12 protein-coding genes are annotated in these 15,628 nt (G+C 57.3%); 6 read left to right on the forward strand and 6 right to left on the reverse strand.

Features of this window, described 5'->3' with window-relative positions; translation table 11 throughout:
- Window positions 1–49 precede the first annotated feature (49 nt).
- Complete coding sequence (locus tag Mal65_RS23030) at window positions 50–1,588, reverse strand: YifB family Mg chelatase-like AAA ATPase (protein WP_145303189.1); 1,539 nt, start codon at window positions 1,586–1,588, stop codon at window positions 50–52.
- A gap of 497 nt (window positions 1,589–2,085) precedes the next feature.
- Here Mal65_RS23030 and Mal65_RS26705 point away from each other — a divergent pair, with 497 nt between their 5' ends.
- Both Mal65_RS26705 and Mal65_RS23035 read left to right on the forward strand, forming a co-directional pair.
- A complete protein-coding gene (locus Mal65_RS26705; protein WP_165701481.1) occupies window positions 2,086–2,289 on the forward strand; it encodes a hypothetical protein in 204 nt (67 codons plus the stop codon).
- Window positions 2,290–2,448: 159 nt separating this feature from the next.
- Window positions 2,449–3,243: an enoyl-CoA hydratase gene (locus Mal65_RS23035; protein ID WP_145303192.1), complete on the forward strand. Its 795-nt coding sequence runs from the start codon at window positions 2,449–2,451 to the stop codon at window positions 3,241–3,243.
- Window positions 3,244–3,260: 17 nt separating this feature from the next.
- Here Mal65_RS23035 and Mal65_RS23040 read toward each other — a convergent pair whose 3' ends face one another.
- A complete protein-coding gene (locus tag Mal65_RS23040; protein WP_145303194.1) occupies window positions 3,261–4,163 on the reverse strand; it encodes a phosphate acyltransferase in 903 nt (300 codons plus the stop codon).
- A 362-nt stretch (window positions 4,164–4,525) separates the two neighbouring features.
- On the opposite strand from Mal65_RS23040, the gene Mal65_RS23045 reads away from it, so the two are divergent.
- The 4 genes from Mal65_RS23045 to Mal65_RS23060 all read left to right on the forward strand — a co-directional run bounded on the left by Mal65_RS23045 (window position 4,526) and on the right by Mal65_RS23060 (window position 10,871).
- Entirely contained in the window at window positions 4,526–5,542 is a 1,017-nt protein-coding gene (locus Mal65_RS23045; protein WP_145303197.1) for an SPFH domain-containing protein, read from the forward strand.
- A gap of 15 nt (window positions 5,543–5,557) precedes the next feature.
- Complete coding sequence (locus tag Mal65_RS23050) at window positions 5,558–6,475, forward strand: SPFH domain-containing protein (protein ID WP_145303199.1); 918 nt, start codon at window positions 5,558–5,560, stop codon at window positions 6,473–6,475.
- Window positions 6,476–6,767: 292 nt separating this feature from the next.
- A complete protein-coding gene (locus tag Mal65_RS23055; RefSeq protein WP_165701482.1) occupies window positions 6,768–9,359 on the forward strand; it encodes a DUF1553 domain-containing protein in 2,592 nt (863 codons plus the stop codon).
- Window positions 9,360–9,443: 84 nt separating this feature from the next.
- Entirely contained in the window at window positions 9,444–10,871 is a 1,428-nt protein-coding gene (locus tag Mal65_RS23060; RefSeq protein WP_145303205.1) for a DUF1501 domain-containing protein, read from the forward strand.
- A gap of 38 nt (window positions 10,872–10,909) precedes the next feature.
- Here the strand turns inward: Mal65_RS23060 and Mal65_RS23065 are convergent, their stop codons facing one another.
- From Mal65_RS23065 to Mal65_RS23080, 4 genes are all read right to left on the reverse strand, one after another.
- Window positions 10,910–11,410: a cytochrome c oxidase assembly factor Coa1 family protein gene (locus Mal65_RS23065; protein WP_196784390.1), complete on the reverse strand. Its 501-nt coding sequence runs from the start codon at window positions 11,408–11,410 to the stop codon at window positions 10,910–10,912.
- 63 nt (window positions 11,411–11,473) lie between these two features.
- Window positions 11,474–12,841, reverse strand: coding sequence for a radical SAM protein (locus Mal65_RS23070; RefSeq protein WP_165701483.1), 1,368 nt, complete (start codon window positions 12,839–12,841; stop codon window positions 11,474–11,476).
- 118 nt (window positions 12,842–12,959) lie between these two features.
- Entirely contained in the window at window positions 12,960–13,529 is a 570-nt protein-coding gene (locus tag Mal65_RS23075; protein ID WP_145303211.1) for a hypothetical protein, read from the reverse strand.
- Between the two features lie 18 nt (window positions 13,530–13,547).
- Window positions 13,548–15,365 carry an OPT family oligopeptide transporter gene (locus Mal65_RS23080; protein ID WP_165701484.1) on the reverse strand — a complete coding sequence of 606 codons (1,818 nt, stop codon included), beginning with the start codon at window positions 15,363–15,365 and terminating at the stop codon, window positions 13,548–13,550.
- Between the last annotated feature and the right edge of the window lie 263 nt (window positions 15,366–15,628).

Here is a 15,628-nt window from a genome sequence, read left to right on the forward strand (position 1 = left end):
GGTCACTTCCCACCGCGGACGTCGAACCAAGTCGCGATCGACGGACGAATCAGACCCAAAAATCACGGTCTAAACTGCGATAGCCGATCGCTTCGGCCAAGTGTTCTTCGCGGATGCAATCGCTGCCGTCGACATCGGCGATCGTTCGGGCCACACGCAAGATTTTGTCGTGTGCCCGGGCCGACAGCCCCATCTCCTCCACGCTGGACCGCAACATGGTTTGGCACGCACTGGTCAACGCGCAGTGTTTGCGGACTTCGGGGCTGGTCATCTGTGCGTTGTACCGAGACGCCTTGGCGTCAAAGCGAACGGCTTGGACCTGACGCGCACGTTCGACATCCTGTCGCATTTGTTGACTGGATGTGCCGTCCGCGGATTGGGATGACAATTCATCGAAGGGGACCGCGGGGACTTCGATATGCATGTCGACGCGATCAAGCAACGGACCGCTAATCTTCCCGACATAGCGTTCGATTTGTGGCGGCGTGCAATTGCAACTGCGGCGTGGATCACTGCGGTAACCGCATGGGCAAGGGTTTGCTGCGGCGATCAACATAAAGTCGGACGGAAATTGGCTGCTGGACAGCGCCCGGCTGATCGTCACGACGCCGTCTTCCAACGGTTGTCGCATGACTTCCAGCGTCTTGCGATTGAATTCCGGCAATTCGTCCAAAAACAAAATGCCGTTGTGCGCTTTGCTGATCTCGCCGGGTGCCGGTGGGCTTCCGCCGCCGACCAAACCGGCGTCGCTGATCGTATGGTGGGGACTTCGAAAAGGCCTTTTTGCAAGCAGCGGTTGGCCACTTGGAAGCTGGCCTAAAGCACTATAAATGCGTGTCGTTTCGATCGATTCCGCGGCGGTCAGTTGCGGCAAGATCGTCGGCATTCGCTTGGCCAACATTGTCTTTCCCGACCCCGGCGGACCGATCATCAACAGGTTGTGCGCGCCGGCGGCGGCCAGCGTCATCGCGCGTTTGGCCATTTCTTGGCCGCGGACGTCGGCGAAATCCAGATCGTAGACGCTGAATTCATCGAATAGCTCGTCCACGCGACTGGGCTGAGGTGCAATGTCGATCTCGCTCGCAAAAAATGCGACGGCCTGTGCCAAGCTGTCGACCGGAATCACTTCCAGGTCATCGACCACCGCCGCCTCCTCGGCGTTTTCGCGGGGCACGACCAAGCCGGTGATTCCACACTTGACTGCTTCGATCGCGATGGACAGGGCACCTTTGATCCGCCGAGTGTGACCTTCTAAAGCAAGTTCACCGACGATCGCGTACTGTTCCAAACGGTCGGGCGCCAGTTGACCGCTGCCGGAAAGCACCCCCAAAGCCACGGGCAAATCGAACGACGCGGCCTGTTTGGGCAGATCACCCGGTGCCAGATTGATCACGATTCGATCGTGCGGGCGGGTGAACCCGCTGTTGACGATCGCACGTTCAACACGGTGCGTCGATTCTTTCACCGCCGTGTCGGGCAGACCGACCAAGATCGTCTTGGGCATCGCGGCAGGCGAAATGTCGACTTCCACATCGACCGGTTTGGCCTCGATTCCCAACAGCGTCAAAGTCTTCAGTCGCGCCAGCATCGTCGCCCCAAACCCTCGAGTGCGTCACAAATGTCCAGTGCCAAGTTTGGCGATACCGGCTTGCCCGATCAACGGGTCAAGACGAAGGATTTCACTGGTTGCCCGCTTTTCGGTGCCACCCGGTCCCGGCCCACCGCCCTGACCACCCCAACCCTGTTTCGTACAAAGCCCCACTGATGAATTTGCTGTGGCTAGGCAAACCGACACCAGTTTCCCCGACGCCCACGATTGGCCTGCGATCACGAGTGTGTGTCGCTGTTGCTGTGTGGTCTGCCCTTTCGTTCGGGGCCTGCTTTCCACGGTCCGTGTCGAACGGTGATGACTACAGCCGACGGGTCGACGAACTGTACCGAAAGTGGCGGCAAGCAAAATCGGCATCATTCGGACAACCCAAAGATGCCTCTGACGCGAAGGTCTCTTGGGGATGGGTTGCCATCACAGACTATCGAAGCCTCGGCAGGCGTGCCGGGTCGTTCAAACAAGCCAGACAACCATCCTTGATCGTCACCGACCACCGACGTCATAGCGAAGCGGAACTTCGACATCGTATCGACCGAGCCTTGTTGCCGGCCAACGGTTTGCGGTCGCCTTATCGCAACATCGTGCCCGGCATCAATTACGGCGTACCGTCATCCCACCGTCACTTCATCCCAGGGATCAATTTTGGCGTTCCCACCACCGACCCGCGGGCACGACCCTAGAGAAACGGATCGACGCGGCGTGCGCGATGAATCCGCTGATAGAGAATCCAGCGGCTGGGCGATGGGCAACCGGCTGGGCGATGGGCAACGCCCAACGTATCTTTCGGTCAAATTCAGTCGGATTCCTGCCTTTTCGCCCGACCAACGTATCGCCGTTCCATGCCCCCATCGATTTCGTCCGAAGTCCGTGTCCAGATCACCGACTCGATTGCCCACGTCACTCTGGATCGACCACAGAAACGTAACGCCCTGTCACTTCGGGTTTTGGCCGACCTGGAACGCGCCTTGTCGGCACTGGGCGGCGATACGACAGTGCGTGTCGTTATCATCGCGGCAAGCGGAAAGGTGTTCTCGTCTGGCCACGACTTGAAAGAAATGGTCGATCGATCGGCCGAAGACTACGAGCGACTTTTTCGCCAGTGCACGACGACGATGCAGCGGATTCGTCAGATCCCACAACCCGTCATCGCTCAGGTGCAAGGACTTGCCACCGCAGCGGGATGCCAGCTTGTCGCATCCTGCGATCTGATCGTGGCGGGCCGATCAGCCGCCTTCGCAACGCCCGGTGTCAAGATCGGTCTGTTCTGCACCACACCGATGGTCCCGATGGTTCGCGGGTTACCGCCAAAATTGGCGATGGAAATGTTGTTGACCGGGCGCCCTATCACGGCACAACGTGCTTACGATGTCGGATTCGTCAACGCGGTTTGCGACGACGACGAATTGCCTGAAACCACGCTTAGTCTTGCCCAAAACATTGTCGAATCTAGCGGACACGCGGCGACGATCGGCAAAGCTGCTTTCTACCGACAACTGCATCTGAGCGAAACAGATGCGTACGCCGACGCGGTCGACGTCATGACACGCAACGCGTGTGACCCGGAGGCCGACGAAGGGATCCGGGCCTTCCTTGAAAAGCGTCCTCCTCGGTGGGATCAAACGTCCGAGATCTGATCGCCGATCAACAGCATTTATTCGTCGGCACAGCGATGTGCATACGATGCGAGTGCCAGGGATCGGATGCGTGTCGGCACATCATCCGATCGTGACATGAACACGACCGGACAAGCCACGCCGGAAAGCATGCCCCCGAACCGGCAATCGCTGGTGTACATGATGGCCTTCACCGTCAAGTTTGCCGACAACAGGTTAGGAAACAGCATGACATCGGCGGATCCCATAGCCCCGTCGTCAACACTCTTTCTTTTGGCGGATTCCTGCGAATAGGCCAAGTCGAACGAACATGGTCCGACGATATCTGCGGCAGCGGTGTTGCTGAGACGACCCGCCAGTGTGGTCGCCAACGCTGTTTCAGGCATTGCGGCGTTGCTCTTTTCGGTCGCCGCCATGGTCGCAACAACCGGTTGCTGCGCTCCCAGGCCGTGGGCAACGCGAACGACTTGCCTAAAAATACTTTCGGCCTGTTGTGGATCAGGCTGGATGGTGATTCCCGTATCGGTCAACAGAAAGCGTCGATCGTCACGAGGAATCTCCATCAGAACGATTTGGCATACGGTTTCACCGGTTCTCAGTCCCGCGTGACGATCCAAAACCGCTTTCAGCAAATCGGGTGTCGAAACGCGTCCCTTCATCAAGAAGTCGCCGCGGCCGTCGACGATTGCCCGAACCGCGTCGACCGCCGGATTATCCGAGTGAATCACATCCCAGTCGGCCAAATTGATGTCCAGCGATTCAGAAAGCCGCTGGATTTCGGGCTGGTCACCGACCACCACCGGACGAACCCATCGACGGTGTTTCGCGGTGTGCAAAGCCTGCAGCACGGTCGCATCATCGGCACCGACCGCGACGACACGGTGTTCGGGACGCTCGTGGTCCATTTGCTGCAACAGTGTGTCGAACGATGGAAGTCCCATGATGCGGTCTTATAAAAAGTCTTCGGAGATCGAATTCACAAACAATTTGGCGTGGGACGAACCAAACGCCAAACCGTGGGCTAAGTTTGATCGCACAACGGTCGTATTCACGCAATGTGTCCGCTTGGGTCGAAGATTCTTTCGACCGCTCGCCGATCGGCAGACGGGCACTTCGACGGTTGCCCCGCCTGCCAAAAACGCCGTCCAGTCATGACGACAAATCACTCCGGGATCCAGCGACGACGTCATGCACGTCAATAACGGCGCCGGTATGCTGCTTTTCAAGTCACCCAATGGATCGGCGTCGCGATCTGACTTGGTGAACCTTTCCAATCGATGCATAAACCGCAGCGAGATCAACCATGATCCATTTGTTCGTCTTCGGGTTTGGTGTATTCGTCTACGCCGCCATTCGTATCCTGACTGGCTGTCTGTATACGGTATCGCCTGACCAACGCGCCGTCATCACAAGCTTTGGTGCCGCGACGGTGATGCCCGGCAGCCAGGCGCCGGGAATGACCGATGAGTCGTCGATGAGCACCGAGGAACAGGAACGTTATCGGTATCCTCAGGTGCAAGTGATTGGCCCCGGGGGTCCGTATTTCAAATTCCCTTGGCAAAGAGTTCACAAGGTTAGTGTTGCCACGCAAGCGGTCGACCTGTCTTGGGACCCGACCAAAGCCCAAGACACAATCGAAGCGGTCACCAAGGACAATTTGACGACCGGCGTGAACGGGCAAATTCGCTATCGAATCAGCGAACAGAATCTGTACGCCTACTTGTTCGGTGTGGCCAGCCCGTTGGAACACGTGATGGGCTATTTCGTTTCGGTGCTGCGAGAACGGATCGCTAACTTTACCGATCCCAAAGGCCAAACGCTGCTTTCCAATGACGAACTGGATCAAGCCGACGGAAATTCAACCGCCGCCAGTTCGCTGGACCTTTCCGAAGGCGTCTCGATCAACGATCTGCGCAAAAACCTGCCTTTGCTGAATCAGTACATGGAACAGCAATGCCAATCGACCACGGGTCGTTACGGAATCGAACTGGACGCCGCGTTGATCACCGAGATCGATCCGCCCGCCCAAGTCGACCGGGCACTGTCGGCCATCAACAGCACGCGTAACCAAGTGGCCGCAGACATCAGCACGGCCCGAGCCGATTCAGAACAGCAGATCACGATGAGTGCACGGGCGGTCGAAATTGCGACCAACAACGCCCAGGCCGAAGTCGCACCGCTTCAGGAATTGGCTAGCACCCTGTCGACGATCAAAAACGAAGGTGGATCGGATTGCCTATCGGCGTACGTCCGCAACGCCAAGATCCCGCTTTACAAACGCGCCGGACGCATCGTTCAATCCGCCAACCAACGTTCATAACCAGGACCTTCAGCCATGACATACATGTTTGCTTTCGTCGTCGGACTGGTCTTCGTCCCGTTCCTATTGGGGCTGGCCCGAACGTTCGGCATCTACACCTGCGTGAACGAGTGCGAAGCACAAGTCTTCACGTTGTTCGGAAAGGTGGTGGGAACCATCGATATCGCCGGATTGCATTTTCCCATTGCCTATTTCGGCCCCAAAGCATTGTTGATTCCGTTTTTCGGAAAGAAGTACGTCGTCAGCACGGCGCTGCGACAACACTATCTGCGCAGCCAGATGGTCAACAGCGAAGAAGGCACGCCGATGGGTGTCGGCATTTGGTACGAGATGCAGGTCAAGGATCCGGTCGCGTTCCTGTTCACCAACGCCAACCCGGATGGATCGTTGCAAGCCAACGTGACCAGTTCGACCATTTCCACGCTGAGCAATTTGGAAATGGAAAAAATGTTGGAGGATCGACACAGCCTTTCGCGTACCGTACGCCAAACCGTATCGCCGCTTAGCGAAAAATGGGGCTACCGATTGGGTTCGGTCTACATCCGAAAGGTTGAATTTACCGACGCCCAAATGGTCGACAACATCACTGACAAAGTGGTCAAACGCTTGGTTCAGGTCACCAGCGCCATGAAGCAAGATGGTGAAAACCGCGTCGGCCTGATTCGCAGTGAAACTGCCTTCAAGGTTTCTCAGAAACTTGCCGAAGCTTCTGCAGCCCGACCGAATATCGTGGGCAACAAGCTGAATGAGATCGCCAAGGAAGACCAAGAAATCCTGAACACCCTGCTGGAAGTGATGGAAATCGATGCTCTGTTGGAATCGCAAGCCAGTGTCGACATTTTGCCGACGTCTAGCAATTTGTTGATCCAACTGGGGGATTCCGGACGATCATCCGGCGGCGCACCCTACCTGGCATCGCCGGTGGGTAATTGAAGCCGAATCATCACCCCACGGGTGAACACGCGGCATGAAGCGGTGTTGGATTTTGCCACCAAAAGTTTGCATCCACACCGCTTGGTGGGTTAGCCTGAATCGTCCGACGCGTCGAATCGTTCGCGACGATCCGACGCGTCGCTGTCTTCACGCCCGCCGCACCTAGGTCGCGACGGGCCACAAGTCAGTTGCCCTCCCCCACCCGTCCCACCTCGTTGCGCGACCGTCGCGGTCACCCGATTCTGCCCATCGGGGATCGACCCGACCCTGGCGTGCTTGAATGGATTGCCCCATGCATCGCTGTGTGCTTCGGCATGTGGTTGTCTTGGCCTGCCTGGTCATCAGCCAACAAAACGAATCTGGTGCGGCCGATGCCCCGGCCGATGCCCCGGCCGATTCGAATACGCCAGATCCGATTGGATTGGAAATCTTTGAAAAGGTAGTCCGTCCCACTCTGGTGAAGCATTGCTACGAATGCCACAGCGACGCCACCGATGATGTCGGCGGCGATTTGTGGCTGGATTCCGCTGACGCGATGCGAAGCGGCGGAATCAGCGGTCCGGCCATCATTCCGGGACGGCCCGGTGCCAGCACCTTGCTGAGCGCTTTGGAATATCGCGATACGGAAATGCCACCGGACGGTCAATTGCCGCCGGAAACCATCGCATCCTTTCGCAAGTGGATCGCTCGCGGCGCACCGGACCCACGAAAATCGAAAGGCAAGACGCCGGCAGTACCAGACACCAAATCCGCATCCCCCGCGGCATCAGAACTTTGGTCGATTCAACCCGTCGTCGCGCCCGAAGTTCCCGTCATCCAGGATGATCAGTGGTCCCGCAGCGACGTGGACCGTTTCATCTTGGCCGGTCTGCGTGAACGGGCCATGTCCCCCAATCGCGACGCGGCGCCCGAGGTGTTGATCCGTCGGCTTAGCTTTGACCTGTTGGGTCTGCCGCCGTCGCCTGAATTGGTTGCCTCTTTCACCGCCGACCCATCGGAGACGCACTACGCAAAGATCGTCGATGCAATGTTGGGTTCTAAAGAGTTCGGGCGTCGTTGGGCACGACACTGGCTGGATGTCGTTCGCTATGGCGAATCCGCCGGCAGCAGTCGCGACGTGTTGATGATCCATGCTTGGCGTTACCGCGACTATGTGATCGACGCACTGAACCGCGACCTGCCCTACGATCAATTCGTCACCGACCAGATCGCTGGTGACTTGTTGGATTCGACCGATGCCCAAGAACGCGAGCGTCAACGGATTGCGACGGGCATGCTGGCGATCGGCAGCAAGTCGCTGAACGGCGGCAACTTGACCCACGACATCGTCGATGACCAGATCGATGTCGTGTCCAAAGCTTTTTTGGGTTTGACGGTTTCATGCGCACGCTGCCACGACCACAAGTTTGATCCGATTCCAACCGCCGACTATTACGCGCTGTCGGGAATTTTCCAGAGCACCGAAACACTGTATGGCGGGGGAACCAATCGCCCCGCAGGTTTGGCTGATCAACTAAAGGTGTACCTGTCGCTGGATCCGCTGCCGGACGCCAAAACACGAAAGGACTTGGACCAGTTGCAGAAAAAGGCGACCCAACTGCAACGACAGATTGCAGCATCCAAGCGACAGTTGCCGAATCGGATTCGGGCGGTGCCCGAGGAATACCGCAATGCGGATCCGAAATCTTTGCCCGACACCGTGGATCGAAAAACGGCGACTGCGGTTCGGCAGCTAAGTGCCGCCCGCAAGATTTTGAAACAGCGGCAAGATGAACTGGCGTCGATCGATGCATCGATCCTCGAATCACCACGATTTTTCATCGGCGTCCGCGAGAAAGGCAAAGCCAACGACGCGGCGATTTTGATTCGAGGCGAAAAGAACCAACGTGGCGAAGTCGTCCCGCGATCTTTCCTTTCCGCCGTGAATCAGTGCAATGCCGACTTGGACAAGTTCGATGCGCAGATCGGCAAGACAGAAAGCGGGCGACGCGAATTGGCCCAATGGATCGTTGCGTCCGAAAATCCTTTGACCTCTCGAGTCATCGTCAATCGAATTTGGCAGCACCTGATGGGACGGGGCATCGTCGAAACCGTCGACAACTTTGGTGTTTCCGGTTCACCGCCCAGTCATCCCACATTGTTGGATCACCTTGCCCACACGATGGTGAACCAGCATCACTGGTCTTTGAAATCGATGGTGCGAGAACTGGTGCATACCAGCACCTATCGCCAGTCGTCGGAGTTTGATCCGACCGATTACCAGGCTGACCCCGACAATCGCCTACGCTGGCGAATGTCACGACGGCAACTGGAAGCCGAACCCTTTCGCGATGCGATGCTGACCGTCAGCGGCCTGATCGATGTATCGCCTTTGGATCAATCCCTGGTCGCGCGAATTGGCGAAGGAGAGGTGGGCCGAAACTTGAACACTCGCGTTTTGGAGGAACCGTTCAATCGCCGCAGCATCTACCTGCCGATCATCCGAGGGCTGGTTCCCGAAAGCCTGAAGATTTTCGACTTCCCAGAGCCATCGAACATCCAGGGAATGCGTAGCGCCAACACGACGCCGACACAATCGCTGTATCTGATGAACAGCCCCGACGTGATTCGCATGGCTCGATCATTCGCATCCAATCTACTGAACGACCCTTCGCTGGCCGACGATCAGGCACGAATCACCCACGCGTATCACCTGTGTTTTGCTCGATCGCCCGGCGAAGATGAAATTCAGCGTGCCAGAGGGTTCATCAAACAGCCAGCGTGCATTCCCGACGACGCTTCCAGATCCAACGATTCATCAAAACCAATCGACGCCCGACTCGACGTTTGGACGGTCTATTGCCAAACGTTGTTGGCCAGCGCCGAATTTCGATTGTTGAATTAAGACCGCGATTCTCGAAAACCATTTTTTGGCCACAACGAAGTCCCCCGCCCTGCTGAGGTTTCTGTGCAACCCACACGACGACAAATGTTATCGGCCGCCACATGCGGTTTCGGATCAATCGCGTTGTCCGACCTGCTGTGCAGAGCGCGCGATTTGGCCGGTGGGTCGGCCGCCGGTCCGGCAAACGGCAATGCCATGCCCGGACCATTGGCTCCGAAAACGCCCCACCACATGCCCAAAGCCGATCACTTTATCTTCCTGCACATGCGGGGCGGACCATCGGCGATGGAGACGTTCGAACGTAAACCGGAACTGGACAAACAAGCCAATCGCAATGCCTCGACGTCGGCCAATGATGCGAAACCGGCCAAAGGAAAGAAGCCGAGGCGTCAACTGACCCCCAGCCATTGGAAGTGGAAACAGCGTGGCGAAAGCGGTTTGTGGGTATCGGATCTATTGAAACACACCGCAGAGGTCGCTGATGAATTGTGCGTGCTTTCGGGCATGCACACCGACATCGGAAATCACACCCCTGCGATGCTGCAGCTTCACACCGGATCATTCACGTTTACCCGTCCGTCTTTGGGGTCTTGGTTACTGTATGGGCTGGGGACGGAGAACCAGAATCTGCCCGGCTTTGTCAGCATCAGCCCGCCGGTCATCAATGGGGGTGCCAAAAACTACGGGACCGCTTTTCTGCCTGCGGTGTTTCAGGGAACCGCGATCGGCGACATCAAGACACCTGTGAAGAATGCGTCGGTCGGCAATCTTTCCAATCCCCTGTTGAATCGTCGCCAGCAAAGCCGGCAAATCGAGTTGCTGCAATCGATGAACCGAGATTTGGCCGAACAAATGAATCCGGCCGACACATCACAAGTCGATGCGGTGATCGATTCGTATGAACTTGGTTTTCGCATGCAGTCCGAATTGCCGTCGGTGATGAACCTGGCTGACGAATCCCAGGCAACGTTGGACTTGTACGGCATCGGCAACGGCAAGCCGTCGGACAATTTCGGCCGCCAATGCTTGCTGGCCCGACGTATGGTCGAAGCCGGCGTACGTCACATCGAACTATGCGACGAATTCTGGGACCAACACAACAACTTGGTTAGTGGCCACAACGCGCGTGCCGCGGCGACCGACCAGCCCATCGCGGGCCTGATCAAGGATTTGCGGCAACGGGGATTGCTGGAACGAACACTGGTTCTATGGGGCGGCGAATTTGGGCGCACGCCCGACACCGCAAAAGAAAACTTGGATGGCCGGGATCACAACCCCAATGGCTACACGATGTGGATGGCCGGCGGCGGTGTGCGTGGCGGATTCCAGTACGGAAGCACCGACGAACTAGGTTACAAGGCAGTCGAAGGCCGCGTTCACCTGCACGATCTTCATGCGACCGTGCTGCACTTGATGGGTTTGGACCACAAACAACTGACGTTCAATTACGCCGGTCGCGACTTTCGGCTGACCGACGTCCATGGCAATGTGGTGAATGAAGTCATCGCTTGACGCGATTGCCTGACGTCAAATTAAACCGTTGCTTGAAGTCAAAGCGAAACTTCTTCCACGACAGATTCCTCTTGCGATCCGGTGGCGGCATCGCCCAGGTCGACTTGGGTTCCCGATCCGTCGACGGTCGCTCGCATGATTTCGTAAGTCCAGACGCCGTCCTGTTTGGATCCTTTGACTTTGACGGTCGCCGATCCGTTGGGACCGGAAATGGGATACGTCAGGTCGGCGTCCCCGTCGTCGTCGTTCAGGTTGATGTTGCCCTGAAGCATCCAGCCCGCTTCGATCGGCTGGCCCAATTCTGCGATCAATGTCTCATTCGCCTGTGCCCTAGCCAACGATTGTTGATAGGGATCGCTGGATTTGATCAGGGTGAACAGGCTGAAAACGCCAAACCCCATGACGCCACCGCACAACAGAATGACGCCCAAACAGCCGCCGCCCAGACCCATCAACAGACAACCGGTTCGAGACTTGGGTTTGTCCGCTGCCCCCGACGTCATCGGCGCATGCTGTGGTGAATGAAGCGTATCCGACATCGACCCGTTTCCCCGTGCGTGAGCATTGATGTCCCCCGCCAACGGAGGATCCCGGCCGGAAGATTAAGCGAATCGCCAACGGACGTCAAAGTTTTCTTTGCACAACCAATCACGAACTTGGTGAACGGATCGCTGGTCGGTCACCGGAAACTGACCATCCGGATCAGCGTCATCCTGTTTACAGCCGTCCGATTGATAGCCTCCGGGTGTCGTGCTGCTGCCGGCACTCATCTGTGTGATACAGATCTTGGCCAAACGATCCCGCAAAGCAGCCGGTTCTCGGGTCGAAAGGACCAACTCGACGTCCGGAATCGCCAAACGACACGCCGCATAGAATCGGATCAATTGTTCGTCATCGATCGGATGTTTGACTTGGTAACCGTCAGGCGTCTGATGCAAACGCGGCAGGCTGAGAGCCAATCGCAGGTGTGGAAATTGATGTTTCAAGTACTTTGCATGTCGGATCATCATCTGCACATCTGAAACCGGATCAGCCAGGCCCAGCAACACTCCGATCCCGATTCGTGAGAACCCCGTCTCGGCGGCCCGTTCGGGTGCTTCCAGTCGCCAATCGTACGACTGCTTGGGGCCACGAGGGTGCACCAATCGATACACCTCCGGATCGTAGGTTTCTTGGTACAGCGTTAATCCCGTCGCGCCCGCGTCAGCCATTGCCTGATAGGAATCGGATGACTGCGAAGCAATTTCGATACTGATCTCCAGCCCACGATCTCGCATGCATTGAATCAGATCACAGAAATACGACGTCGTCGTCAGACGGGGAAAATCACCGGCAACCAACAACTGATGCTGAAAACCATTATCCAAAAGAATATCCGCCTGGACCATCACATCGTCGATGTCCAAATGCGTTCGTTGGATGTCCATGTCGTACTTGAATCCACAGTACACACAATGGTTCACGCAGTGACTGGAAACGTACAACGGTGCATACAGCAACATTCGACGCTTGGTCGCATTCGGCTGATCGGATACCGAGACAGAAAACAACCGATGTGTCTTCTGTTGGGCGGCTTCGCAAAGCTCGGGCATTGCCATCCGGCCATCGATTGCGGCCTGCCAGGTGTCGTCATCGGATGACGCCGAGGTCAAATGATGACGAAGCGAACGAGGCGTTTCACGATCAATTTGACGCAACCAACAGGTCCAACGATCCAATGAATCGATCAATTGTTCTTGGCCCGGCACCGGTTCGTCACGCCACTCGTTAAGCGTTTGGTACCGCCATCGTTCGATTCGACCAGCCACGTCCATACGATCGGCCGCTTCCACCGACGGATCATTCAAGCAGGTTTCCGCCTGCTGCAGCAACGTAATGTGGTGTTCGGCGTGATCGTCATTGCCGCGCAGGTATTGCAGCAATTCCGAATTCAACAGGCCAGATGGTGGCGAACCTGAAAAGCAGTTCATCGGTAAGGTTTGCGGTCGCGAATGGGGGACATGTCGGCCTGTCGAACATACCGCCCACATGCCTGATCCGATATCGCAAAGCATCATGCCCCGGCCGCGTCAATTTTTCGCGGGCCGGCTAGATCGATTGCATCGCGCGAGTCAACGCGCTTTGGGCTTCGCCCATTGCCGATGCGGCTTCGGCCAAGGATGCATTCGCTTCGTCGGGGTAACCATCAGCCGCCGCGGACCAACTGCGATTGATCAGTCGTTCGCCCACCGCCACCGCCACCAAGACTTCGGACGCCTTCTGTAGTCCTAATTGGCGAATCAGCCGCTGACGTTGATCGACGAAGGGTTCGATGTGTTCTTGCATCAGACGATCCAAGCGGTCCAGAAACGCCGGATCCTTGGCATCGGTGCCGGCTGATGCCACCGCGATTTCGCTGGTCATCGCGTCCATCAATCGCAAAGCGTCGAAGGTCTGGACGCCGGGCTGGCCGTGACTGGTCGTGTCATCATGATGCTGGTGTGATTCGGCCAGATCACGTCGCCACATCACCAAACCGGCCACAGCCACCAGCCAGGCAACCACAAAGACGGGCCAGGTATTAGGAAAAGCATGGTCGGGATCGGCGGGCAACTTTGCACCACACATCACCGCGACCAACAATCCGATCACAAACAGAGCCAAGCCGATCTGACGCATGAAATTTCTCCCGATCAACTAGGCTGCACGAAGGATTGAAAATCCAGCGTGTGCGATTCCCATCAGGGCTTCGCCGACGATCAATCCGGCCGCAAAAGGGACCAGCTTGTGTTCACAGAATGCAACACCTTTGACCCGCTGAATCGCCATCTGCAACAGACATCCCAATCCGTAACCCAGCGTGATTGAAAACGGCAGGTACATCGCCAAACCGACCAAAACCCCAAGCCCGCTCATCGGTGCGGCACCGAGCGTCGCCCCCGCCAAGCCGCCCATCACGTACTTGTCGATCGGAACATTGCCCGTGTTGACGGCATCAATGATCCCCATCAACGCACCGCCCTGGGGCGCCGGCAACGCGGTGCCTTCACCGAAACCGTTCTGGCCGTTGGGTCCCCCGTGCCACAGGATGTAAATCACGGCCAGCGAAATGATCGGACCAGCCCACGTCGTTGCGAATTGAACCAACTGTTGCTTGACCGGACGGGCACCGATCAAAAAACCGGTCTTCAAGTCTTGCATCATGTCGGCCCCTTGGCCGATTGCCACGCACACGGCCACGCCGACCACCATGGATGCGGCAATGTTCTTGTTCAACAGAAACATCATCAGGGTGACGCTGATCAGCGCCATGCCGGACATCGGGGAAATGTCTGTCAGCCCGGTCGCCTGGGCCACAATCAATGCGGCAAGCCCCAGCCAAAGTGTCCCGACGATTGCGGAAAGCGACGCACCGGCAACCGTCACCCCCGGCGTCATCATTGAAGCAACAAAGAACAGGACCATTGCCAGCACGCTGCCGCCGATCAGTACAGGCAATTTCATTTCATCGCTGCCGACGACTTTGCCACTGCCCGCCGTTTTGGTCGCCGACGCCAACGATCCGATCGCGCCTTTGATGGCGGGAAAACTGGTCACCACGCCCATCAGTGCGCCACCGATTAACACGCCGATCCCCAACGGACGCAGCATTTTCGAATAGATAAAACCGGCGGTTTCGTCCACGGCCAGATCCGCGGGGATCCATCCCGACGCCACCGCGGTGGGCGAAATCAGCCACCAAGAAATCAAGCCGCCTAACAAGAAAGGAAGCCCGCTGCGACCGGCCAGCATCCCCGCCGCCATGTTCATCAGCGAAAGGTATACCGCCGGTGCCCAATAGGCCGGAATGATGCCAAAGCCAAACAGCAATTCTTCCTCGGCAATGCCCGCGCCATACTTCTCAATCAAGCCGGGCGTTTCCAACCAGCCCGATACCATGACCAGTTTCCAAAGGGCGCTGATCGCGAAACCCGCCGCCAACAGCTTGGCCTTTTCCATTCCGGTTGAACCGGCCCGGATGATCGTGGCCGTGGCCACACCGGATGGAAACCGCAACCGGTCCAATTCGACCATCTGTTTCCGCAGCGGAATGATGGCAACGACGCCAAGAACGGCGCCGGCCACACCGGCGATGACCAGTGGCAAAACCTGAAACTCCAATCCCGCACCGCCGTCGGCACGCCAAGCGGCGTCCAGCATGAACAACGCGGGAACCGTGAACACGACCCCCGTGCCCGCCGTGTTGATTCCCGAAGCGATGGTTTGGTTGATGTTGTTTTCAACCATCGTGCCGTTGCGAAAAACGCCTCGCAACAACGCATACCCCATGATCGACGCAACGGTCGACCCGCCAATTGAAAACCCAAGTTTCAGTGCGGCGTACACGAACGCGACGTTCAATATCACGCCCTGAATCACGCCAAGCACGACCGCCCGAGCGGTCAATTCACGATAACTTTCGGAACGCGCCGGTCCCGATACGGCACCATCGGTCGGCTGGGGGATACTTTCCATCGATTCCCTTGTTGTCATGCGTCGCCAAGTTGTTGCTTGGCGGAATTACCGCCTGGCCAATTGCCGCCATCGTGGCCACATCCTAGCAGAAGCGATCCGTGGCCGGAAACGCATCCAACTGGCAATCAGAGACTCCTGCGAACCGAAGGCTGGGCTGAACTGTCTGTGCCAGCACCCCATTTCCGGTACACACACCACCCAATCCCCAGACCACAGCATGCTTCCCCCCAAACTCCGCACATCAGCCTAAGATTCGACCTGAG

It is taken from the genome of Crateriforma conspicua (assembly GCF_007752935.1).
Taxonomy (GTDB): domain Bacteria; phylum Planctomycetota; class Planctomycetia; order Pirellulales; family Pirellulaceae; genus Crateriforma; species Crateriforma conspicua.